Below are 25680 nucleotides of genomic sequence, written 5' to 3' on the forward strand. Positions count from 1 at the left end.
AATTTCTGTGTGGCGGCAGCAGGGATGCAGGGGAGATTAGGCTATAACCTCTCCTCTGCTCACCACCACACATGGGTTGCCAGACTACTAGCCTCTAGCCCCTAGTCTCTAACCTCTTTTCCTCATCTACTAAAAACAAAGTTGTCTCTAAAGAATTGCGGAGATTAGGAGAAATATCAGCAGCACTTTTAAGACAATCTAACAGTAATTTGTTAGCATTCCAATACTGTTGTATGTGATGTAAATCTTGTTGATTGAACTGCCAATTATGGCCAATTTGGCGAGTATTAATCATCAAAGTGCGTAATGCTTCAGTCCATTCTTTGCCATTTGCTTGCCACCAGAGTTTTAAAACTTCTCTACCTTGGCTTGGTAAGGGTAGCTGGTTTTTCAGTTCTTGGAGTGATGTTTGTAAATGTGGTTGGTTCACTAATAAATGTTTCAAATCAAGGGCTAAACTTAAAGCAGAAAATCTCACAGAAAATATATCAGCAGTTATTCCTAAACTGACAGTCAAGGCATGAATCAAAGCCAGGTCTAATGCCAAATCTTCTGCTAAATTACCAGCCAACTGATGATCTAACAATATTGCTAAATCTTGGTTTCTAGCTAAAGGATGTTCTGAAGGTAAGGCAAGAGTAAAGTAAAAAGCACGTACACCAGATGGATGATATAAGGCATTTGCTGAGGCTGCTTTTTTCTCTAACCAAGTGAGAAATCCATATAATTTGGCATTTTTGACAGCTAAACTATTAATTTTTTGTTTTATTGCCAGTAATAAATCATCCGCAGGTTTTAATATACCTGCACTTAATAAAAATACTTCCTGCCAATGCTTTTCGCTCAAGTGATTTAAAAATTCTGGCAGTGTTTGAGTATTGATGTTAGTAACTATTCCCCTAGCTGCAAGATATTTTTGCAAGCTTACATGAGAAAAAGAGTAGATACCTCGCGCTCTTTCAATTAATATTCCATAATGACTTTCTAGTACTTTTAATACAGATGCACTTTCTATTTCTAAAGCCTCTAAATCAGTTGGCTCGGTAGAAATTTGCCGTAAATAATCAGTAATTAGTTGCCTGAGTTTAGCTTCGGATTGAAAATAACTGCCTTGAGCTAAACTATTTACAGCTAAATAACTGAGCAATTTAATTTTATGTAACAACGATAAATTATTATCTCTTTTAATACCTCTAACTTCATCCCAACGCACCAGCAATAAATCCAAGGCTTCTTTATACAATTCAGTACGATTTGCTGGCAAGTCACCATTAAACAGAAATACTAAGCAAATAAAACTCAGTAACAGTGGTGTAGCTGCTAAATCTAAAATGGGCAAATTTTCTGCTAGTTCTAGCTTTTGCATCAATCGATGCGCTAATTCTGACGCGGCGGCAGAATTTTTGGCAGTGGCGCAAAACCACTTTTCGGCGAATTTGGCTATTTGTGGTTGATTAAAATCAGCAATTTCTACTTCAGTAAAACCCTGAAATTTGTAATTTTGGCTACCTAATCTGCAAGTAATAATTAGTGGATTTTTGTAATATTTCTCAGTAAATTGACGAATTTTATGAACTATTTTTTCGCAATCTTCTTCAATCACTTCATCTAAGCCATCTAATAAAATTAAGGCTTTACCATGAGCCAAGACTATAGATAGTTCTCGTTCATGAATACCAAAATTGAGAAAATATTCCTGTAGATATTGCCATAAACTAATTTTTGTACGCCCTTGAATATCCTCAGCAAAGTTTTGCAGACGAATAAATATGGGTAGATGATCAGCTTGATATAGCCCTTGATTACAACTGTTAGCTACTGCTTGCAAAAATGTAGTTTTCCCAGAACCTGGCTTGCCTAATACCATGAGTTTGGTATATTTACTGGCGGCTTCCAGTGCCGAAACTCTAGTTTGCAGCAAGTCAGTTACACCTAAGGCGCAATTTTCATCATCACACAAGTTACAAAATTTGCTAATTTCCAACCATTTTTGGCTGTTAATTTCTTCAAGGATATCAACATCAATATAGATATCGTTGATGTTAATAGGTCGCGGAATATCCAAAAGTTGCACAGTACCGCACTGCGCTTGAATATTTTCGTGAATAACAGACCGCAGTTTTTGGACTAAGGTTTCAATATCTAGAGGGATATCCAATAGATTTGATTCATCATCTGTTATGGGTTGGATAATTTCTGAGGAGTCGAGTTCCAAGACAAAGCAGATGTCATTGAAAACGTGACGGTCAATGGGCTTACCAGTAAAAAACTTCCAGATAGCTTGGCGAGTCTCTAAACCTACCTCAGCTGCTAGGTATTCTTGTGTCCAGCCTTTGCGCTTAAAAGCTTGTTTTGCTTTTCTGATACCCTCAGCTGATGCTTGGAGCGATCGCCTTGCCATACTTTTACCACTGTACACCGAAAAATTTACTTGTTCGTATACAACTTATACAAGTTATACGTTAATTTCAACATCAACCCTAACATGAATTCATACATCGGCTAGACATAATAGTATTCGAGTCAGCCAAATCTACATACCCAACTAGCTGAAGGCATTGCCCAATAAGCTATCGCTACTTGAGCGATGCCCAAGCTTTTATTTAAGTTGTATGTATAAGGCTTGATGTAGTTGTTAAGTTTTATTCTGAGAGCAAGGAATAAGAACAGGTTTGAAAGCCGCTTAGTCTCCGTGTTGAATGTTTAATTTTTGTTCTATCCTATACTTTGACTGCTATATATAGTAATTTTATTTAATTAATAAAAATATAAGAGGCTACAATCCCCGACTGTTTAACCAGTCGGGGATGTTTTTTTGCTATTTACGAATGATTGAGGAGTGCTATACCAAATAGGGGTAGATCGTATTGTTGGAAATTTCTGAACGTGTTTGATGGTAAGGCTGGTCATTTTTAATCGATGCTTCTCGTGGGCTACAGGGAAGTGTAACGGTAACAATAGTCTGTTCTTGCGGTTTACTGTAAATTTTGAGTGCGCCACCATGTAATTCGGCTAACCGTTTGGCGATGATTAATCCTAATCCTGAGCCTTGTTGTTCATGTAGTCTGCGGTCAAATTGCTGATAAGCACCCAACTCAGCAATTTGATCTGCGCTCATACCTCGCCCGCGATCGCTCACTGTTAACTTAAAATTATTGTTAGTTACTTGATTTGTAATGGTAATTGGCGTTCCATTGGTTGAAAATTTTAAGGCATTATCAATTAATTCTTCTATAATTTTAGTAATTTTATTTCCGGAAATATTGATGCGGCAGGGATCAAACTTTACTTGGATATCTGCCTCTCTACCAGTATTTTTGGCTCTTTCCATTAGCAAACTAACCAAATTTTCTGTAGGAAAATCTATTGATTTGCTTTGAATTTCATTGAGACGCTGCGGGTCGGTGGCAATAATTTCTAATTCTGCATATAAAAGGAATTTTTGGATTAATTGAAATAAACGCTGACTGGATTGATGAATAAAATCTGCCATCTCTTTAATGGAATCTGTATCTAAACGCTCACTTTCCTCCATGAGGAGTTGAGAAAACCCTAATATTCCATTGAGGGGAGTTCGCATTTCGTGAGGCAGAGATAGAGTAATTCTATTACGCAAATTATCTAATTGTTCTTGGGCCCGTTGATAAATTACTGTTTGTTTTTCTAATCTGCAAGTAATGGCAGCCAATAACTCAGTTCTAGAAAAAGGCTTGATGATGTAATCATCTGCACCTAATTCCATACACTTGCGAAAGTCTGTTTTTTCCGATTTAGCAGTTAAGAAAATTAAAGGAATAATTGCTGTTTTGCGGTTTTGACGTAATGCTTTGACGAATTCATAGCCATTTAATTCTGGCATCATTACGTCACAAATTATTAAATCAGGAATTTCTGTTTGTGCTAATTGCAGACCGAGATAACCATTTTCTGCTGTGATAACGTTAAAATTCTCAGCCTGAAGTAAATCTATAATATTAATACGTACATTTATATCATCTTCAATTACTAAAATTTTACTCATATATATATAATTGCATTAATAAAATTTTAAAAATAAACATATCATAATTGAGAAAGTATATTAATTTTAATTTTATTAAAAACTAAATAGTTAACACTTGATTTATAAAAAATTATATATTTATGTTGCCTAGAGTAAAACAAAAATTCTATATAGTTAACAAGTTTAAACTTAAATTTTCTATAAATTTCATATATATAAATGTCTATTACTCCAAAGAAAGTTTTCAAAGTCTGCTGCTGGTAATGGACGACTGAATAAAAAACCTTGGAGAGCATCACAGTGATTGTCACGCAGAAAATTTAGTTCTTCTTCTGTTTCCACACCTTCAGCAACTACCTGCATATTAAGGTTATGGGCCATTTCAATTAAAGCTTTAGTAATAGCAGATTTTTGAATATCTATAGATACGTTATGAATAAAATAACGGTCAATTTTCAAAGTATTAATAGGTAAATTTTTTAAATAAACTAGCGAAGAATAGCCTGTTCCAAAATCATCTATGGCAATTTTAACTCCTAAAGATTGTAATTTATTCATAGTTGCGATCGCACTATTTATATCTTGCATAATCATGCTTTCAGTTAGTTCTATTTCTAAATATTGTGGTTCTAGATTATTTATTTGGAGAAATTCCTTTATTTTGGCAGTTAACTCTATCTGATTAAATTCAATTACTGATAAATTAACTGTCACTGTCAAAGAACCAATCCCAACATCATGCCAGCTTTTAATTTGTCGGCAAACGTTCTCTAACACCCATTGATCAATTGGGACAATTAAACCTGTCGATTCGGCAATTGGGATAAATTCTGTTGGTGAAACTGAACCTAATTCAGGACTTTCCCAACGTAATAAACTTTCGGCTGCAATTATTTGTCCAGAATCAATATCAACTATAGGTTGATAATAAACTTCAAATTCATGAAATCTCTTGTGTTGAATAACTTTTTGCAAGGTAATTTCTTGTAACTGGATTTTTGGGGATAAATGTCTAGTTACCTTTTCTTTTGGTGCGGATAAATACTTTTTTAAAGTAGCTTGTCTTTCTAAGCGGTTAATAATTGCACTTAATAATTCAGCCCTTGTAAATGGCTTAGTGAGATAGTCATCTGCACCCATATCCATACCTTGGCGAAAATCAGCTTTGGCAGATTTTGCAGTCAAAAAAATAAAGGGAATTGTTGCTGTTAAGGGGTCTTGCCGTAATGCTGTTAGCACTCCATAGCCATCAACTTCCGGCATCATCATATCGCACAAAATTAAATCAGGAATCTCGGATAAGGCTAAATTTACGCCGATTTTGCCATTAGCGGCGGCAACAATTTCAAAATCCTCTGCTTCTAGCAAATCTAAGAGGTTTTCTCGCACGGATTCTTCATCTTCAATGACTAAAATTTTAACCATCTTGTTTCCCGATTTGCATTGCATAATTTAACGGCAGTATGATAGTAAAAGTTGTGCCAACTCCTAATTCACTGGTGACAGAAATTTTACCTTTGTGTAAATATACACACTTTTTGACAATTGCTAACCCTAATCCCGTCCCGACGATGTTACCCACATTCCTAGCACGATAAAAAGATTCAAATAAATGTGGTAAATCCTCAACAGGAATGCCTATTCCTCTGTCTTGGATTTCCAAAATTGCTTGCTCATCCTCACAAGCAAGCTTAAAGTTAACAGTGCTACCCTCTGGAGAATATTTAATTGCATTTAAGAGTAAGTTACTCAGAATATGGCTTAATAATCTCTCATCCATGCAGCATGGTATGGATGGAAATTGACTTTTAAACGAAATTAAACACTTATTATTCTGATTCAGGTGTGCTTCTTCGACAATATGTAAACAATATTTAACTAAGTCGAAAGCGGTTGGTTTATATTCTAGTTTTCCTGCTTCTGCTTTACCGATGACTAATACATCATTTAGCATCTCATTCATCCGTTGTACTGCGGCTTGAATGCGGTGCAGGTGGGTAAGTTGTTTTTCCTCAGTCCATTTATAACGATAATGTTCGAGTAACTCTGAGGAAGAGAGAATGGTACTTAGCGGTGTGCGAAACTCATGGGAAGTCATAGAAACAAAGCGAGATTTGAGTTCGTTAAGTTCTTTTTCTTTTTCTAGTGCTACTCTCAGTTCTTGTTCTAATTGCTTGCGTTCTGTAATGTCTGCCATATAACCAACTAATTCTACTGGATTACCAGCCTCATCCTTAACTAATTTGCCTTGGTCATATACCCAACGGTAAGTGCCATCTTTGTGGAGAAAGCGATATTCTAAGCTGTAATTTTCTTGCTGCAAAATTTTTGCTAGTTCGGCAAGAACATAGGTTACATCTTCTGGATGTATATGACTCACCCAAAAGCTACTCTCTGTTGTAAAGTCTTGTGGTTGATGACCAGTGACGATGCTAACATTGTCGCTAATAAAAATAGCACTAAAATTTTCATTAACTTTAGTCGTATAAATAACAGCAGGACTGGAAGATAGTAAATATTGCAGTCTTTGTTGGCTAACTAGTAGGGCTGTTTCTGTCTGTTTACGCTCAGTAATATCTGTTTGAATCCCAATGTAATGAGTGAGCGTACCATCGTTATCATACACTGGAGAAATGTTGAGTTCATTCCACCACAAGCTACCGTCTTTACGATAGTTGCGGAAAATAAAAGTGCAGTTTCTCCCTGCTTGCATGGCAGCACTCAGATCTTTTAACCTTGATTGCTCGATGTCTGCACTTTGGAATAACTGAAAGTTTTGACCGATAACTTCATCTGCACAGTAACCAGTCATGCGCTCAAATGCAGGATTCACATAAATAATTGGGCCGTTGGGAATGCTGGCATCGGCAATAATAATACCATTACTACTGGCGGCGATCGCGCGATCTCGTAGTCGTAAACCTTCTTCTGTTTGTTTGCGTTGGGTAATATCAGTATGAATAGCCACTAGCCCGGTAATTTTGCCAGTAGTATCTTTAACTGCATTAGCACGTAAATAAATATCTAAAAGCCGACCATCACGGGCTTGCATTGTCACTTCACCACGCCAAGACTCACCACGTTGAATAACAGCTAATACTTTATTTAATTCTGCTCGATACTTGAACAGACCAACTGCTCCACCAGCAGCTTGATATTCTGCTAAAGCGTATCCATATATTTTAGTAAACCCAGAATTGACATAAATGACGTTACCAGTGACTTCTGCCATACAAATACCGTCACTAGTGCCATCTATCGCTTGATGAAAGCGAATTAAAGACTCTTCTACTAATTTACGGTCGGTAATATCTGCTGAAATTCCACAGACAGCATAAGGAACACCATGAGCATCTTTTAAAGGAAATTTAACACTGAAGTAAGTGTGCAACCCATCATCAAGGGGGAGTACTTCTTCAACTTTTATGGGAGTATTATTAGTAAGTACTTGCTGGTTATTTACTACAAATTCATCGGCAATTTCTTTAGGCAATATATCGTACATACTTGTGCCGATTATTTGCTCTTGGGTTCTGTTTAATAGTTGTGTCCCATGACGATTAATCAACACATATTTATTGTCAGTATCTATTACATAAATTGCCGTCGGGGAGTGATCTAAAATTGCCTGTAACTGCTGTTGAGTCTCTCGTAATGCAGTTTCAGCCTGTTTTCTAGCTGTGATGTCTCGATTCGTGCCGCGATAGCCAATGAATTTACCAGATGTATCAAAGACTGGAACGCCACTGGTTTCCAAAATTACTTGATGACCATCTTGATGAACTTGGATGTTTTCTAAGCATTGAAATGGTTGTGGGTCAGCCAAAATTGCAGCAAAACCTGGTGCTAATACTTCTTGTAGTTCTGGTGGCATAAAATCCAGAGGTGTTCTGCCCAGAACTTCTTCTGGTTCGTAACCCAAAATATCGCGGATTTTGGGACTAACGTAGGTGTATGCACAATTTTGATCGACTTCCCATATTAAATCGTAGCTAGATTCAACTAAGTTGCGGAAGCGTTGTTCGCTATCTTTGAGAGCTAGTTCGGCGGTAACGCGATCGTGAATGTCAGTAGTAGTACCAAACCAAGTGTTGATTTTACCTTCTTGATCACGCCAAGGTATGGCACGCATCAGATGCCAGCGATAGGTTTGATCAGCACCTCTAAGCCAGCGAAATTCTCCTTCAAACTCTTGTCCTGTGGCTAAACATACTTGCCAGCGAGCTAAACATTCGGGTAAGTCATCTGGATGTAGCCATTGCTGCCACGCCCAACCAAGAATTTGCTCTGGAGTACAACTACAATAGTCTAGACCCCTTTGGTTAACATATTCGATGTTGCCATTGGCATTAGAAATCCATACTTGTTGAGGAATAGATTCTGCCAAAAAGCGAAAACGTTCTTCGCTTTTTTCTAAAGCTGCTTGTGCTTGTTGGCGTTCTGTGATGTCTTCAACCGTACCCAGAACTGCAACTACATTACCTGCGGCATCATGCAGTGGGATTTTATGAATTTCTATCCAACCTTGTCTACCATTGACTTGCCGCAGGTGTGTAATTATGTAATGCTCAGGTTTATTTGTCTGGATGACTCTAACATCACACTCTCGATGAAAATCTGCTTCTGATTTGTCATGCAGAAAATCATGGCCTGTTTTACCGATAATTTCTTCTGGTTTTTCGACACCAACTAATTTGGCAAAGTTACGATTACAACCCAAAACAACAGAATTGCGGTCTTTCCAGAGAATGCCTTGGGGAATAGTATCCATAACTAAATGCAACATTTTTTGGGATTGCCGTAGTTGCTCTTCTATGATTTGGCGTTCGGCAATCTCAAATAATAATTGCTGATTTGTCTGCTGTAAAGCCGTGGTTCGCTCAAAAACTCGCTTTTCTAGCTCTAAATTTGCTTTTGTGAGGGCTGCTTGTGCTTGCTTCAGTTGAGTGATATCTCGGCCTTCGGCAATTAAGAGTATGATTTTACCTGTTTCATCTGTGAGGGGCTTAAGGGAAAAATCTAAGGTTTTTACTGTTTGGTTAGCACCGAGAATGTCAACTTCGTAGCGGATAAATTCGCCCCTAGTAGCGATCGCAATTGCCTGTTTTAATTTATCTTGTGTTTGTTTTGAATTGCTCCACCATTGGGTTTCCCAAAATGGTTTCCCGACTACATCCTGCAACTTTAGTCCCCCAAAGTTAAGTAGGGCTTGATTAGCTTCAAGTACAATTCCTTCCGATGTCAGTAATCCAGAAAACTGAAATGTACCGTTAAAAATCGCCCGAAATCGTCGTTCGCTTTCCTGCATTGCAGCTTTTGTGCGGATACGTTCAGTTATATCGATATCTATCCCGACAAAGCGGTAAATTTGACCATCTTCATGAAATACTGGAAAAATTTTGCTAGAAAGAGAGCGTATTTCACCATCGGGGCGAATAATTTGATATCTTTCTGTGACAGATTGGCCAGTTAATAAACGTTGAAAGGCCGCAACTATGCGATCGCGGTCTTGGGGATGAATTGCCGCAAAATATGATTGGGGATTTTCTAACAGGCGATCGCAACTTCTACCCCAAATTTTTTCATAAGCTGGGCTAAGATAATGGATTTTTTGCTGATTAGCATCCCAGACATAAAAGACTTGGGGAATATTTTCTGTCAATAGCCTTAATAGTTCTTCACTAAACTTGAGCTTCTCTTCTGCCAGTTTTCGCTCTGTGATGTTACGATGTACAGCCACAAAGTGCGTGATACGTGCTTGAGAATTCCGAATCGGCACTAGGTTCATATCCGCCCAGTATGTTGAGCCATCCTTGCGATAGCTAAGTAACTCTGTTCTAATGGGCAACCCAGCTTCCACTGCTGCAAACAGTCTTTGCATTTCAGCCCGACAAGTCTTTTCCCCATGTGAAAACTTGGGTGATTTGCCAATTACTTCTTCTAGGGTGTAGCCAGTCATCTTGGTGTATCCCGCATTGGCATACACTATCCGAGGTTCTATTTTGCCATTTGAAACATGAGCTTGAGTGATTAATATAGAGTCATTAATATTTACCACTGCTGACTCTAGCAAACGCAGTCGCTCGGCGTTTTCTAAATTTTTATCTCCGGTCTGCTCAACTGATTGTTCTAATGCCTGACAAATACTTTCAGGTGTAACTATGCCAATTAATCGACCATCATCGTCAACAAACGACACTATATTGACTTGATGCTGACGCAACAGTGAAAGTACTGTGGTTAAATTGTGAAATTCCGATAACTTCAATGTAATTACTGAAGTTTGCATTACCTCAGCGATTCTGGTAGTTTTGCAGTCAATACCTGAAGCTATTAGCTTGACGACATCTTTTTCTGTTAGCCATCCTACCACCTGCGAAAAGGATTCTACCAAAACTCCGACACCCCTCTTAGCCATCAGTGCGATCGCCTCTAACACTGATGTTTCCGGCTGAACCGTGAGTGGAGAAAAATCAATTACCGACTCTAAACTTTGTTGCCAGAGAATTTGTTTGAGGGTATGCATAGATAATCAGGATAGCTATCATAAATTAATAGTTATCTAACGTTAGTTTATTCCAGTATGTTTGAGGATTTAATGACTAAATTAATAATTTTATACTAATGAAAAATACTGCAAATCAACTGTAAATTTTATATAAAGAAATTAAAAGCGTGAACTTGATAAAGTGTGCAAATACACGTATAGTGCAGCAGAATCAATAGACTTCTTGCAGAAGTGGGGAAAAGGGTAAGGGGAAAGGGGGAAAGGTGTTGTATTTTTCCCTTCCCCTTTAACCTTTAACCTTTTCCCACAAGAGTGCAAAAACCACTTTTGCAAGATATTCAGTTAAATAACTTTCATAGCCACTCATCAATACAAGTCTTTCCCTACACCCCACACCCTACACCCTACACCCTGCCTTATCGTAACTGCGATCGCCTTTCGCCATAACGCAATAGCCTTTCTATAGTTGCCAGCCGATTTTCCCAAACTTTGACTTGATAAGGGTTATCAATAGCTGTTTGGCGCATCCAAATGCGAAATTGTGAGTTGAACCGCGTTAAGGAGGCTTTGGCTGTGAGCAATTTACTTGCAGAAGGTGCAGCCGCTAACTGAGTAAAAGCCTTTTCTAACAGTTCTATCTGGTTGTTAAAATCAGCAACTTTTGTGGCTGGTATTTGCAGTTGGTCATTTTGGATGAGAAACTGCCATTCTCTTTTTAAAGCAGCGTAACGAACGGCTACAGTTTGAAAAGGCTGGCGATGGGGAATTGGTTCACTAGCTACAGCTTGTACCTTGCCTTGAGTACTATTAAATATTTTTAGTAAATCGTTGTTCAAATTCTCGGCAGCGAACAGCGCATAACCACTAGCTGGCAAGTCTCTGATAAGTTGCAGTTGGTCAAACGCTCCCAAATTTGGTAAAGATAGCAAACGAATCCCTGGCACTAATAAGGTAGAACCCAATTGTGTAGAAGCTATCCAAGGTTGGGCAAGACGTTGAAAACGAGCAGTATCTTGGGCATAAGTCATCGGCACAATTAAATCTATATCTCCTCGCCTCGCCCAAACTTCCCAATGCTGTTGTAGCTTTTGAATGCGTTCTCTTTCTGGTAAGGGAAATACAGCCACCGACAAAATCAAATTTTCCCGCTTTTTTCGCAACATCTGTGACACATCAGCAACAAAGCTATCAACTTGTGAGGTGCGAAAATCTGTCCACTTTTGCCATAAATCTGCTTGTGCTGGAGAAATAGTCAAAGGATCAACACCAGTCAATTGCTGAAATTGCGCCCTAGCAGCTTTACCATAACCATATGTCCGACCCGCATCCTGATCTTGGAAAGGATAGCGAATGTAATCTAGCTGTAAACCATCGACTTGATAATCAGTGACAATTTCTTCAAATAATTTGAGGAGATATTGGCGTAACTGCGGGTTAGCTTGGTCGAAAAATGGCTTGGTCTGTCCTAAGGGAATAGTGTTGCCTTTGTTATCGTAATTTGCCCAATCAGGATGTGCTGCCAATACTGGCCCTGGGTAATTAGGATTAACGTTGATTACTTGGTTGTGGCGTTGGTTCCCAGCCGCAAAAGTCCATACCCAGGCGTGTAACTCTATGCCGCGTTCATGGGCTAACTTTACCGCTACTGCTAAGGGGTTCCAGCCACGGATGAGGGGGTTTTGCTGGGGTGCAACTTGACTGGGGTAAATTGGATAACTGGCATTGAGAGTTTCAAAAAAAACAGTGTTAATTCCTGACTGTGCCAAGCTATCAAAAATTTTCGCTAATCCTTTTTCACCACCAGCCCGAACAATTGTGCCTCTGTCTAACCACACAGCCCGAATTTCTGCCGATGCTAATCTGCGATTTATCGGAAAATTCTTCCATAAATTCGCCCTTGTCGCTAACCATTGCTGACGCGCTAGGGCATAGTTTTTATTAGCAATTAGCTGGGGAATGTTTTGGGCAACTTGCCGCGCCTGTGCAATAACTTGTTCTTTACTTGCAGTAGGAAATCCTGGTCTAGTGGAAGCTACTCGCGTTTCTTCTTCTTTTAAAGATTGGGGGTTGCTGGTAACAGCTACACCAACATTGGCAGGATGAACTGCGGCAGCTAAATAAGCACTTTCTACCCGACTAATTAAATTTTCTAACTCTTGTTGCAGAGCGATCGCTTCTTTGTCATCAATTGGCACATTGGAATCTGGTTGCACATTCCACCGCACTGTTTGTTCCAATTGGTCAATAGCCTCCTGTTGGGGAGTTGGCTGTTGATTGTTGACTGTTGACTGTTGACTGTTAACTGTTGACTGAAAAGTACTTCCTCTGCTCCTCTGCCCCTCTGCCCCCCTGCTCCCCTGCTCCCCTGCACTCGCTATCGTCGTAGCGCAGTTTGAAGCGGCTCCAGGGATTTTTTTTCTCGCACTAGATGCTGTTGTGAAATGTCGATTGATAGCCGCTTTTAGCCAAGCATTATCTAACTCTAATGTTGAGGCGGCATCTGTTCCCCAACGCCAACCTAGTAGGGTAGAGCTTTCTGTTGTTACCACTGCGGCAGGGCTATCTTGAGTATTCCACACAGCAGAGACTTGACTGCTTATGCCATCAGCAATCAACACACCACCACGAACTTTGCCAAACAGTTCGGTTTGGTTAGCCCATGCTTGTGATTTAGTTTTTGCTGGTTTGAGTTGTTGTGTACCATCAAGACCAAATCCCCAATAACTGCCGAGGAGCGATCGCAAGAACTGTCGCACTCCTGGTGCTGATAAACTGCCAACGGGGCCACTAGCGATGACCTTGCCGCCTTTGCTTGTCCATCCTTCTAGGGCAATTACTTGTGCTGGTGTTAATGTCTCGACGTTGGGCAAAAATAATATTTTGCGATCGCCCCAATCTGCGGCACTCTTAATTTCAGATAAGGGAATGACGCAATACTTGAACCCACTGCTCTGCAAGCGTTTAGTTATTCCTGTCCATTGCTGTGTGTTTTCTGGACTTTGAACTACGCTTAATACAGGTTCTTCAGTTGCCGCCTTAACTGGCAAAATATTCAGATTGCTTAAACAATTAATAATTAAAAGGTTAAAACTAATGATGAAGAATCTGGCTTTTTTTGTTTTTACTGTTGCAGTTTCCTGACTCTTCACCACTTAACCTCACTTAATTTAACATTAGACTTCCTTTATTATTTATTATCCAATTCCACAACTAAAAGCCTCCGAAAATCGACTGAATATTTTAGATTTATATTTTTATTTTCTCTGTACTACAGGTGTTGATTAATTCTGTAACTCCTGCTATGGGAAAGATTTTAGTATTTAATTGTCTCTCTAATTCCTCAACACTGACATCATCTAGAAATACTAATTCGCCATACTTAAGCATGACATTAGGCAGCAAAATTCCATCACCTAAATCTTTGTCTTTTAAGTTTAAAAGTAAGTCATGTCCTGTTAGTAATCCGGTGACACTAATAGTTTGTCCCCAATAATCACTGGCTAAGGCGTACATATTTACTTCTAAACCCTCAACAGAATTTAAGCGTTGCAGTATAGGTTGAAATGCTTTTTCAACGGCGTTACCTACTACCCAAGTCAATTTTCTTTGAGGATAAACTTTTGCTGGCAGTAATTCAGCAGCAGCCGATGCAAATTGCTTGAGAAATAACCGAATCGAACCGACACCGTTATCGATTTGCGGATATTCTTCGTATTCTGATTCTGTGGGTAGTTCTTCCCTAGCAATTAAATACCATTCATCGGCTAACCAAACAACATTCGAGCCGAATTGCTGGCGAAATTGCTGGGCAAGCGATCGCACCTGTGATATCACTTCTTGCGCTTTTTCTTTTGTTACTGGTATGAGTTCGTCTTCTTGGGGACGAAAACGCGTCAAACCAACTGGCACGACTGCTACTGATGCCACAGCAGGCACATCACCAGTATAAAATGACGCTAAATCTTTGATTGTGCGTTCCAGATGTTCGCCATCGTTAATCCCAGGGCAAACCACAACTTGAGCATGAATTTGCAGCCGTCTTTCTTGGAACCAGCGTATTTGTTCCATTATTTGTCCCGCACGCTGATTTTTCAACAGCCGGATTCTCACTTCCGGTTCGGTAGCGTGAACGGACACAAACAAGGGAGACAAGCGCATTTGTTCAATCCGTTGCCATTCCCGTTCTGGTAAGTTGGTTAAGGTCAGGTAAGAACCATACAAAAAGCTCAAACGATAATCATCGTCTTTTAAATACAAGCTGGAGCGTTTACCTGGAGGCTGTTGATCGATAAAGCAAAACGGACATTTATTATTGCACTGAATTAAAGCATCAAAGAGGGCAGTTTCAAATTCCAGCCCTAAATCATCGTCGTAATCTTTTTCAATTTCGACTTGGTGGGTTTTGCCAGCAGTGTCTAAAACTTCGAGTTCGAGAAATTCATCAGCGCAGAGAAACTGATAATCAATTAAATCGCGGGGACGTGTACCATTGATAGCAACGATCGCATCCCCAACCTCAAAGCCAATTTCGGCGGCGATTGAGTCTGGTAGTACTTTGGTAATTTTGGCAGGACGAAGGTTAGTCATGAGTCAATAGTCAAAGGTCAATGGTCAATAGTCAAAGTCGTTACTACAAACTCTGGGCTATTGACTATGTTAGTCATGAGTCAACACTCAATTATTACTATGGACTCTGGACTATTGACTTTTGACTACTAAATATTTTTCAGAAGCCCCGCACTGATAGCACCTAAAATTGCTACGCCAAATGCTAGGCGATACCAGATGAATACCCAAGTGCTTTGGGTTTTGAGGAAGCGCAGCAATCCGGCGATCGCAATATATGAGAAAATCGCCGCAGAAATTACTCCGGCAATTAAGGGTGCTATCCCTGCACCAGTAACTGCGCCTAAAGCACTTTTTAACTCAACTAATCCCGCTAAGGTAATGGCGGGAATGCCGAGTAAAAATGAGAATCTGGCGGCTGTTTCTCGTTGTAAGCTCATAAATAACCCGGCTGTCAAAGTAGAACCGGAACGCGATACCCCAGGAATTAACGCCATAGCTTGCGCTAAACCCATTAATAGCCCATCATTCATGGTTAGGTGTTCAAAGTCCCGTACCCGTTTGCCGAGTTTTTCTGCTACTCCTAACAATAAGGACATGACTATCGAAGCGATCGCGATCGCACCTAAGCTTCTAATAGGTGAATTATCAAAGTCGGGGATAAATCTTTTAATTAAAAGTCCAAAAAAGACGATTGGTACAGTTCCTAAAATAATGCCCAGCAACAAGCGTAAATCATAATCAGCATAATCTTTTTGGGCGATCGCTCTGGTTGCGCCTTTGACAATTCTTGATAAGTCTCCCCAGAAATACCATAGTACGGCGGCAATACTACCTAACTGAATCACAGCTGTAAATGCGACTCCCGGATCGCCCCAACCGAGGACTACAGGTACAACTTTTAAATGTGCTGTACTGCTAATTGGCAGGAACTCAGTCATTCCCTGGACAAAGCCTAAAACAATTGCTTGCAAAATATTCATTTGTTGTACCCCAGTTTCCCCAACGTTGGGTGAGGCACTCAGTGCTGGAAATGCTGCACTTGAGACAATTGCAGATGCTGCAAATAAGCACACTAACCATTGACGTTTAAATAGAGTCATTATTCTACCTGCGATCGCTGTGATTACTACCATTTAAAGAAACATCTTTCTAGGAAGTTTACAGGATACTAGCTTGAAAATAGATAGAGGTTAGAGGTTAGAGGCTAGAGCTAGAGAAGAAAGTTTTTCATCTTTGGTTGTGGGTTTTGACGGCGATCAAAATCCGGTTTGATTACTGAACATACCTGTGTAGTCAGGCAATAGGCAACAGTTTCTAAGGCAGGTAACAATGTACTGAATTTTTTCAAAAATCAAATACTAGTCATAGAGTAGCTGACTAGTCCCTAGCCTCTAGCCCCTCAGTTCTTAATTATTTCTGCTTTTTTCCCAGAAATCTCAAAATTACGTAAAATCTAGGTAGAATAAAAATGCCCTAGGGGGGGATTTATGGATATGGTATCTTAAATAAAATAAAGATTAGTTACAATTATTAAAACTTTGATTAATACTACATTGTCATCTTACAAAGCTTCTACCACCTCTATAGCTGAGGAATTACCCATAAACGATGCTGGGCAGCTAGGTATACCAAAATTAGAATCTACTCTTGCCGCATCGCCATCTTTACCTTTATTAATATCAACTCGACAAACTTGGTTAGTATTTGCCGCAGCAGTATTTCTAGTATCAGTACCAGTATTCATCGAAGCACCGCTAGTGCGATCGCTTCCTAGCCTTAGTTTAGCGATGACAGGGTTTTGGGTGTGGCTGAGTTTTCGCTTAATGTCACGTCCTGCAACTTACCTCTGGGGGGATTTGCTTTTAGGCTTTAGCTGGAGTTGGTTAGCAGGCGCAATTTATTGGGGCTGGTTGCGTTGGGAACCTGTATTGCATTTACCAATAGAGTCTATCGGCTTACCATTTGCTTGTTGGTGTCTAGTGAGAAATTGGGGCAAGGTTGGTACCTGGTTTTATTTAGGTTCCTTATTTGGCACAGTTTTAACAGATGTGTATTTTTATATAGTTGACTTAATGCCTTACTGGCGGCAAATCATGCAGGTAGAACCTGAGAATGTATCGCCAATTTTACAAGCTGCTGTCATTCAAGTTCAAACTCCTTGGGGGCAAGCTTGGGCAGTATTTCTCGCACTAATGCTAGCAATAACCGGGATTTTACCTTTACTCAACCAGCAGCGACATTGGTATGCTTTTGGTGGCGCGGTGTTAAGCACTATTTTAGTAGACAGTTTATTTTTACTAGCGGCTCTAGCAGCATAAAATCTAATCAACTGCTTCTAGTGCTTTGATAGTAGGTATCATGGTTGGCGTTAATCTGGTAACACCTGGAAGATTCATGCCTTCGTAGGGGCGATCGCCCTGCAAAATTCTGGTATCTTGACCTGCCCCAACTCTGAATACTAAACAAAATAATGAATTAGGCGATCGCCAGCCCACTTGATCATTTAAACATTCTTGTTGCGAAGAGTCCTAAAAATAGGAGCTACAGATTATTCTCTGCCTATGTAAAAAAATATGGATTAGCCCTAAAATAATAAATTAAAGCGAATTTAGAAACCCTTATGGGAGCACAGGTGTTTTTAATTAACATCAGACGTAAATTTTAATTTAACAGAGAATTTTTACTTATTTTAATGCTCACAAGTTCCTCACAAATTTGTCCTTATTTTATGTGATAGATAACGATAGCTATGATTATCTTTGACAGCACTGGGCAAGGTTGCGAAGGTAAAATTTAAAAAATCTGTCATAAGCAAACATAGCTTCTCGTTAAGGACAAATACAACAAACTCTACTCTGTTCTAGGGAAGTGGGTATGTGGTTAGATATTGATTTTGGCACTTACAACTCCAGTAAGTCTCTGCTGTTGGATGGCACACTGAAAAGGATTGCAGAACCTCTCAAGCATGGCTATTGTTTCCCATCTAGTATTTTTATCACAGCACAGGGACAAATTTTCATGGGACACGCGGCGGAAAATGCTCGTCCTAATCCGTTATAAGACGGTAAATTTTCTTTCAGAAAAACATACTTTTATTGCTATAGTGATACTTTTTTAACGGAGATCACTAAAATATTTTCATTGGAAATACACACCTTCATTAACGTTTCCAGCAATATCTAAATTGCGAAAGCTAGCACTAGGTTGATTAGGGAAACAAGCTACTACCTAATCGATCAATTAACTGAATAATTGTTAAGACAAGTCTCTAAGATTCTATTTCCTACTCAAGTTTACCTAGAGGGGGTTTCTATGGCTTGTGAACAGCAGGAGATGCTAACTGTGTATCTTCAGGAATACAGCAAGCTCAAGGATGAGCAGGTACAACGTATTGGCTTCCGTGACAATCTACTATATGTGACGCTGGCTTTATTTGGTACGGTGCTGGCGTTGGCTATAGGCGAGAAGGCGAATCCCTATGCTCTGTTAGTTCTTCCTTGGGTAAGTCTGGTGCTGGGATGGACTTATGTGGTGAATGATCAGAAGATTACCGCGATCGGTCAGTATATTCGCTACACGCTGGTTGAAAAAATCAGCACCTTGGCTTGTAGGGCAGGTGCAGATATTGGAGAAATTGAATCTATTTTTGGTTGGGAAATCGCTCACAGGAGTGATAAACGTCGCAAGCGACGCAAAATTGAGCAACTAATTATTGATGAGATTGCGTTTGTCTTCTCAGGGATTGTGGGTTTGGTCGCATTTTGGATTTTCGTGCGTCAGATTTTTTGGTTTGTTCAAGTTTTTTGTGTAGTGGAATTTATCCTCTTGGTGATTTTGGGAGTAGAAATTTTTATTTATGCTGACCTAGCAAAGGGTCGGTAGTTTAAGGTTTAACAAACAGCAATATGTTTATTGTTTAACCTAAGGAAAAACTGTATTTATGGCTACTAAAAAATTACTCCCTCATGTTGATGTTCTTCTTGTAACGGTTACAGAAGTTGAAGCTTCAGCAGTAATTAAAGAAGTTAACAATCAAATTTCACAGGGTCAAATCCAAAGAGAGCCGAACCACAATGACACTTGGCACATTCCTAATATTAATAATACTTACCATGATTTTGGTTATATTGGCGGAGCAAGAACCTTTATGGTTCAGTCAGGGATGGGATCTGGGGGGCCAAGTGGCTCAACACTCACTATTCATGAAGCTATTAAAGAATTATCTCCATCCGCAGTAATCATGGTTGGGATTGCCTTCGGTGTTAATAAATACAACCAGAATATAGGTGAAATTTTAGTTTCCCAGCAACTACAAGCCTACGAGCTTCAGCGACTTGGTACAGCACCTAATGGAGAGTCAAGTACTATTCTTCGAGGCGATTGTTCGTCGGCTTCACCAAAGCTGCTAGAGAAATTCACAGCTAGCAGCCACAAATGGAATAAATCATCTGTGAAATTCGGAAAAGTTCTCTCAGGTGACAAGCTTGTTGATAATCAAGACTTTCGAGACCAATTGCTGAAGCTCGCACAAGAAAGCATTGGTGGCGACATGGAGGGGACAGGACTTTATGCTTCAGCATTTAGAAGTCAAGTTCATTGGATTTTAGTCAAAGCTATCTGTGACTGGGCTGATGGGCAAAAAGATGTTAATAAAGATGAATATCAGCAAAAAGCAGCTCAAAATGCCGCAGAATTCGTCATTTATACGTTGCTACAAGGTGGATTTGATTCAGGTAAGAAGCACAAAAATAATTCACACTCAAACCTCAGCTCTGCTCTTAAAGAGCATTTCAAGGAAGTCACTGAATCTATACGTAACGGCAGATTAGTTTTCTTCCTCGGTTCAGGCATTAATTTCTCGAATACGCCAAACGATAACCTACCGCCCAACGATATCCAAATTGCTGAAGAACTACATGAAAGTTCTAGTTTCAAAACTAAGGAATTAATAGGATTGCCCTGTGATGTATGTCCTTATAAATTAAAAGATAGACCTGACGATCGCAAAAGGCAAACTTCTCTTTGTCCAATCAAGAAAGACCTTGCAAACTTCCCACATTTGCAGTATGAACAAGATCTAGTAGTTGCTAAAGTCGATATTCGTTGTTTGTCACAGTACATCATTACTGACACTAATGCGAGTGGTCTGATGGACAAACTTAGCCGTTATTTTAGACGTAATTACAGTCCAAATAAATTTCAATATTTATTCGCTTCTCTTGCTGCTTCTATGGAGAAAAAGCAGTATAAATTCCCTTATCAATTAATTGCCACAACTAACTATGACTTGGGATTAGAATGCGCTTTTGAGAAAGCCTTTGACGGTAGTCAGACAACATTTGATGTTGTCTCCTACATTGCAGAAGGAGATGATTGCAGTCGTTTCAAACATATATTTTCCGAGAACGGGAACAGGAAAGTAGAGGTGATTGGCAGACCAGAACAGCCAACAAATCAGTATGAAAAACTTCCACTTGCAGAAAACTTATCTAACAACTTACCTACCGTTGAACGTCCAATCATTCTCAAACTTTTTGGTGGTGCGCTGCACAACTCACCAAACCCAGGGGAAGACAGTTTTGCGATCGCTCCAACTCATCTCCTTAATTACATGATCGGCAAAGATGGAAAAAAACCAATCTTGTCAGAACTGCTTCCACAGAAGTTAATTCAGCGATTGAACCAGAGCGATATCTTATTTATTGGCTTTAGTGCGAATGATAGTGATTTGCAGATGCTTCTAAGCCGTGTTTGCCCAGGCAGATTTGGGATTGCGATGGATACATCCAAATCCAAAAACGGAACACCCAAAGCTTGGCTGATTCATCAATCAAGCCCTGGACAACTCAGTAATAAATATTTTTCGGAACATAAATGGGCAGTCGAACTAGTCGAGTGTCCCTACGAGGACTATGTAAATAAGTTACAAGCTCATTTGGAAAAGGTATTAAATCTAGACTTGTCAAATTGTTCCGCTCATCGAAATTATAATAAGAGATAGCGATATGCTAGATAAATTTGACCAGAACATACAGCAACAGCATTACCTTGCTCCTCCCTACAAAGGCTTAGATCCCTACACAGAAGAAGACGCTTTGTTTTTCTTTGGACGAGATAAGTGGCAAAGAATTATTACCGACAACCTCTTAAATTCCCGATTGACAGTTCTCTATGGTGAGAGTGGTGTTGGTAAAAGTTCACTCCTCCATGCTGGTATTGCCAATCGCCTACGCGTATTTACAGAAGAGAACCGAAAGGAATCAAATTCTCCAAAATTTGCTGTTGTTGTCTTCAAAAATTGGAATCCTCAACTACTGGATAGCCCTAAGCTGCTAGATAAGTTATTGAAACAGAGCCAGAAAGCTGTTGCTGAGGCATTAGGACTAGATCAAGACTCTTCAAGCCTAGAAAGACGGTTTCAAAAACCTATCTGTAATAGAGAAAAAAACGATAAAAAATCAAAGGCTTCTGCATCATCCGAGTTCATTCAGGAATTACAGGTATTGTCAGATATTGTTAGTGAAGAATACTGGGGTAGTAAACTATTGATCATTCTGGATCAGTTTGAGGATTACTTTTCTTATTATTTTGAACAAGATGAAGGCAAACAGTTTATTAAAGAACTTGCCAATGTACGTAATTATTCCACTTTAAATGTTAATTTTCTTATTGCAATTCGTTCGGATGCTTATTATAAACTTGAAGAATTAAAAGGTTATCTGCCTAGTATTGTTGATAATTGTTTGGAACTCAAGCATCTTGATCGAAAATCAGCAGAAGAAGCTATTCAAAAACCGCTTGCTCGATACAATTGCCGACAAACTATTATAAATAGGTTAAAGGAATTTCGTTTAACCGTTCTGGCGGGAGAAAGCAATGTTGGCAAGAGTTTTATGCTAAGAAAGGGAGTTGTCCCGTATCTAGATTCGGAAGTTCAAGAAAGCCTTGAACAGCATAATAGTCCAATATTACCCGTTGTTCTTTTTGACGCTTGGGAAGACAATCCGCTTTCCAAACTTATTGAAAAAATCAAAAATAAAATTAGTTTATATTTAGATCAAGAGTCGAAAGATTCATTATCACATATACGCAAGTTAGACAAGATTTTAAAAGCTTGGGATAATTTCCTTAAAAAACAACAATACAACGGCAAGCTATTAATTATATTTGACCATTTTGAAGAATATTTTCGCCATTTAGCAAAGCCAGAATTATTTGCTGAGTCACTGAACAAAATACTCACTTGTGATGACTTGCCAGTTCATTGTTTGATTTCTATTAGAGAAGATAATGATAATTTTGATAAATTTGGTACCTTTATTTCCAATCTAAAAACTCAAATTTCAGCATGGGATGAGCAATATTTCCAATTGTCTAAAGATTCTCTTTGGGATAAATCATTTAAAGACAAAAAGCAGCGATCGCCCAATTCCAAAACAGTTGATTTTAAAGACAGTTTAGTTAATCATATTTTAGACAAATTAACCGATAAGAAGAGTGAAGCATCACAAAAAGTTCAAATTGCTGCTCCTTATCTTCAAATTGTGATGACTCGACTTTGGGAGGAAAGAGAAGAGGTAGACGGCGTTGATTGCATAACTTTTGAAAAATTTGAAAACTTAGGCTTTGTAGAGGGAATTGTCAAGGAATACGTATCTACAAGAATAGAGAAGCTATTTCCTGAAGAAGATCAAGATAAGCGACGAACGGCAATGCAAGCAAAGCACGTCCTTTCGTACTTTTTAACCCCATCTCTTCGCAAAAACCTCTTGTCTGTAACTGATTTAGTTAAATATGCCCAAGAAGAATCTGAAAGTCTAAACCTTCCAACAACACTAGAGGAGGAGAAAGTCAATGGAATTTTGAACAAACTAAGTCAAGCAAGGATTCTTAGGTCAGTTGGATTATCGCCACCACGTTACGAACTTTACCTTAGCCAATTGGCTCCAGCAATTCAAGAGGTGCGGACAAAGTATATTCAATATGTTCACAGCCTTACAATCGCACAGAGATTGCCAACCGAATCTATACGACAGCTAAGACGTAGGCGAGATGATTTAGCTGCTTTACTCGCACTTGAAGCATATAATTTTAATAAAGAGCATAATTTAGGAATATTAGATCAAGTTGATGAAGCATTACGTGAAGCTTTGAGTGTAAAGCATTTCAGCATCACCTTGAAAGGTCATCAGGGAGGCGTTACATCAGTGGCGTTTAGTCCAGATGGGAGACTGGTAGCTTCTGGTAGCCATGACGGACAGATAGGTGTTTGGCAATTAACCCCTCCCTATGAACATCAACCTAAATATTTTCTTAACGCTCCAAATTCTGTTCAAGGGGTAGATCGTTCAGTTTGGTCGGTTACGTTTCACCCAGATGAGCAGCAGCAAATTATAGTTGCAGGAAAAGACTACGGAAATGTAGAACTATGGAATCTGAAAAAAGATTTAGATCCACAAAATCCACAAAATCCAGATAAAATTCTGTGGACTCATCATTACTACAAAAAACAAGACAATGGTAAATTTTTTGAAAAAACTGATCATACTTGCATATTTTGGTTGAAATGGCACCAAAAGATAAGTCAAGAACAATCAGTCGAAAAATTTGATTTGTGGGCTAAAAGTTTTTTATATTATTTGGATAGTAAGTCTGAGCAAGTTAAATCAGTAGTATTTAATAAAGTTAAATCAGTAGTATTTAACAGAGATGGTTCAATCTTAGCTTCCGGTGGAGAGGACGGTAAGATCCAACTCGTGAATTTGCATCAAACTGAACACCCAAATCAATCTTGGGAAGATTACGCCAACTCTGATGATGACTTTTTAATCAATCTCCTTTCCGGTTTTACCGTATTAAGGGTTGTCGAAGGAGAAAAACTAAAGGAAGTTTTATCGCTAGCCTTCGATCCTCAAAAAAATAGATTTGTTTCAGGTCATAATGATGGAACTATTTGGTTATGGAATTGGAATTCACATAGCTGTAATTATGAACATACTCCACTCAGTTCACCGCATAACGAAGCTGTCAAATCGTTAGCTTTTAGCCCAGATGGTAAAAAATTAGCTTCAGGTAGTGCAGATAGAACTATTAGACTATGGAATTTGGATGATCAAGATAAAGATTTACTACCTGATATGCTTGGGCAAGGTGTCGATTTGGATACTGTAAATTCTGTTGCCTTTCTTCCTGATGGAAAACACCTAATTTCAGGCGGCGAAGATCAAAAAGTTAGACTCTGGAATGTGGAGGATTTCAAACTTATTGAAGAACTTCCAGGTCAATATTTTGGTATTAGTTCGGTTGCCTTTGCTCTTAATAAAAAGTGGATAGCAGCAGGAAGTTGGGATAATACAGTTAGACTATGGAATTTACTTCCGTCCGTAACTGAACCGAAAGAAATTCAAGCGCAAACCAAGAGAACTCATGAAGATAACGTCATGTCGGTTGCCTATAATTCAGAACAAAAGATGCTGGCTTCGGCTAGTTGGGATAAGAAAGTTCAATTATGGACACTCAACTCGTTTGATGAACCACAATTTCACAAAACTCTTATAGGTCATAATGATTATGTTTGGTCAGTTACATTTAGTCAAGATGGTAAGCTTTTAGCCTCTAGCGGCACAAAAAATGATAAAACAGTTCGGTTATGGAACTTAGAGAATCTAGATGGATCGCCGATAATTCTGACAGACGAAAAAATTAAAGACGGTATCAGTTCAGTCGCATTTAGCCCTGATTGCAAAATTCTCGCAGCAGGTGTTTGGGATGATCAAGAGCAAAAAAACGATACAGTCTACGATACAGTTTTTTTATGGGATTTGAGCCAACTAGACAAAAATGATTGGGAACAAGGCAAGCTCAAAAATCAAAAAGTTATTTCTTTACCAGGACACGGACAAAGCATTACATCGATCGCCTTTCTTGTTGATGAAAATAAAAAAATACTAGCTACTGCTAGTAATGACTCGACGATTAGACTATGGGATTTAAGTCAACTTGATTGGGGAAAATCTTCATCTAATGCTAAATATTGTGTTTTGAAAGGTCATACTAAAAGAGTTTGGTCAGTGGCATTCCATCCCACTGAGAAAATACTAGCATCGGGTAGCGATGACACAAATATTAGACTCTGGAATCTTAAAGATTTAGATCAACTGAATTGGAGAGATATTGATGAAAGAACTCCCGAAGATGACTATGAAAAAGTTGTAATTTTGTCAGGTTATAATTGTCACAACTATTGGGTAGCTTCAGTAGTTTTTAGTCACGATGGGAATACTTTAGCTTCAGGTAGTTTTGATGGAACAATCAGGTTATGGAATATAGAAACTGCAAGCAAGCCAGATTTTGACTGGCAGCAGAAGGAATACAAGGTTAAACCTATTGTTTTGAGAGGACATGAGCAGAGTGTTACATCCGTGGTGTTTATTACTACTAATTCAGGTGAAAAACGACTAGCTTCTGGAAGTTATGATAATACTGTCCGCCTTTGGATTACCTCCACTGACAGATTAGCGGCAATGGTTAAAGAACAAGTACCTAGAATTCTTACTGCAGAAGAAAGGAAGCGTTTTATCGGCTCTGAAAATTCTTAGTA

The 25680-nt window shown here is 39.0% G+C and carries 13 protein-coding genes and 1 pseudogene; 5 read left to right on the forward strand and 9 right to left on the reverse strand.

What is annotated here, in order from left to right; genetic code table 11:
* Window positions 1-94: 94 nt before the first annotated feature.
* From H6G76_RS01500 to H6G76_RS01530, 8 genes and pseudogenes are all read right to left on the reverse strand, one after another.
* Window positions 95-2419 carry an NACHT domain-containing NTPase gene (locus tag H6G76_RS01500; protein ID WP_313934735.1) on the reverse strand — a complete coding sequence of 775 codons (2325 nt, stop codon included), beginning with the start codon at window positions 2417-2419 and terminating at the stop codon, window positions 95-97.
* Window positions 2420-2842: 423 nt separating this feature from the next.
* Complete coding sequence (locus H6G76_RS01505) at window positions 2843-4021, reverse strand: response regulator (protein WP_190694543.1); 1179 nt, start codon at window positions 4019-4021, stop codon at window positions 2843-2845.
* A gap of 189 nt (window positions 4022-4210) precedes the next feature.
* On the reverse strand, window positions 4211-5428 hold the full coding sequence (locus tag H6G76_RS01510; RefSeq protein WP_190694545.1) for an EAL domain-containing response regulator: 1218 nt from the start codon (window positions 5426-5428) through the stop codon (window positions 4211-4213).
* Window positions 5421-8954 (reverse strand): PAS domain S-box protein, encoded by a 3534-nt coding sequence (locus H6G76_RS01515; RefSeq protein WP_397333973.1) that lies wholly within the window; start codon window positions 8952-8954, stop codon window positions 5421-5423. The genes H6G76_RS01510 and H6G76_RS01515 overlap by 8 nt, the downstream gene beginning before the upstream one ends.
* A pseudogene (locus tag H6G76_RS38195) lies at window positions 8934-10529 on the reverse strand (PAS domain S-box protein); the annotation flags it as partial. The gene H6G76_RS01515 and the pseudogene H6G76_RS38195, both read right to left, overlap by 21 nt.
* 398 nt (window positions 10530-10927) lie before the next feature.
* Window positions 10928-13660 carry a family 10 glycosylhydrolase gene (locus H6G76_RS01520; RefSeq protein WP_190694550.1) on the reverse strand — a complete coding sequence of 911 codons (2733 nt, stop codon included), beginning with the start codon at window positions 13658-13660 and terminating at the stop codon, window positions 10928-10930.
* 97 nt (window positions 13661-13757) lie between these two features.
* Window positions 13758-15098 (reverse strand): TIGR03279 family radical SAM protein, encoded by a 1341-nt coding sequence (locus tag H6G76_RS01525; protein ID WP_190694552.1) that lies wholly within the window; start codon window positions 15096-15098, stop codon window positions 13758-13760.
* A 128-nt stretch (window positions 15099-15226) separates the two neighbouring features.
* The gene (locus H6G76_RS01530; RefSeq protein ID WP_190694812.1) at window positions 15227-16180 is read right to left on the reverse strand and encodes an undecaprenyl-diphosphate phosphatase; all 954 of its coding nucleotides are present in this window, start codon (window positions 16178-16180) and stop codon (window positions 15227-15229) included.
* A 438-nt stretch (window positions 16181-16618) separates the two neighbouring features.
* Here H6G76_RS01530 and H6G76_RS01535 point away from each other — a divergent pair, with 438 nt between their 5' ends.
* Window positions 16619-17398: a DUF3120 domain-containing protein gene (locus H6G76_RS01535; RefSeq protein ID WP_190694554.1), complete on the forward strand. Its 780-nt coding sequence runs from the start codon at window positions 16619-16621 to the stop codon at window positions 17396-17398.
* Between the two features lie 3 nt (window positions 17399-17401).
* Here H6G76_RS01535 and H6G76_RS01540 read toward each other — a convergent pair whose 3' ends face one another.
* Window positions 17402-17575, reverse strand: coding sequence for a hypothetical protein (locus H6G76_RS01540; protein ID WP_190694556.1), 174 nt, complete (start codon window positions 17573-17575; stop codon window positions 17402-17404).
* A 379-nt stretch (window positions 17576-17954) separates the two neighbouring features.
* Between H6G76_RS01540 and H6G76_RS01545 the strand changes: the two genes are divergently transcribed.
* From H6G76_RS01545 to H6G76_RS01560, 4 genes are all read left to right on the forward strand, one after another.
* Window positions 17955-18140, forward strand: a complete 186-nt coding sequence (locus tag H6G76_RS01545; protein WP_190694558.1) for a hypothetical protein — start codon at window positions 17955-17957, stop codon at window positions 18138-18140.
* Window positions 18141-18392: 252 nt separating this feature from the next.
* Window positions 18393-18962: a hypothetical protein gene (locus tag H6G76_RS01550; RefSeq protein WP_190694560.1), complete on the forward strand. Its 570-nt coding sequence runs from the start codon at window positions 18393-18395 to the stop codon at window positions 18960-18962.
* Between the two features lie 58 nt (window positions 18963-19020).
* Window positions 19021-21081 carry an SIR2 family protein gene (locus H6G76_RS01555; protein WP_190694562.1) on the forward strand — a complete coding sequence of 687 codons (2061 nt, stop codon included), beginning with the start codon at window positions 19021-19023 and terminating at the stop codon, window positions 21079-21081.
* A gap of 4 nt (window positions 21082-21085) precedes the next feature.
* The gene (locus tag H6G76_RS01560) at window positions 21086-25678 is read left to right on the forward strand and encodes a hypothetical protein (RefSeq protein ID WP_190694564.1); all 4593 of its coding nucleotides are present in this window, start codon (window positions 21086-21088) and stop codon (window positions 25676-25678) included.
* Window positions 25679-25680: the final 2 nt, after the last annotated feature.

The sequence above is a fragment of the Nostoc sp. FACHB-152 genome (assembly GCF_014697475.1).
In the GTDB taxonomy this organism is placed as follows: Bacteria; Cyanobacteriota; Cyanobacteriia; order Cyanobacteriales; family Nostocaceae; genus Nostoc_B.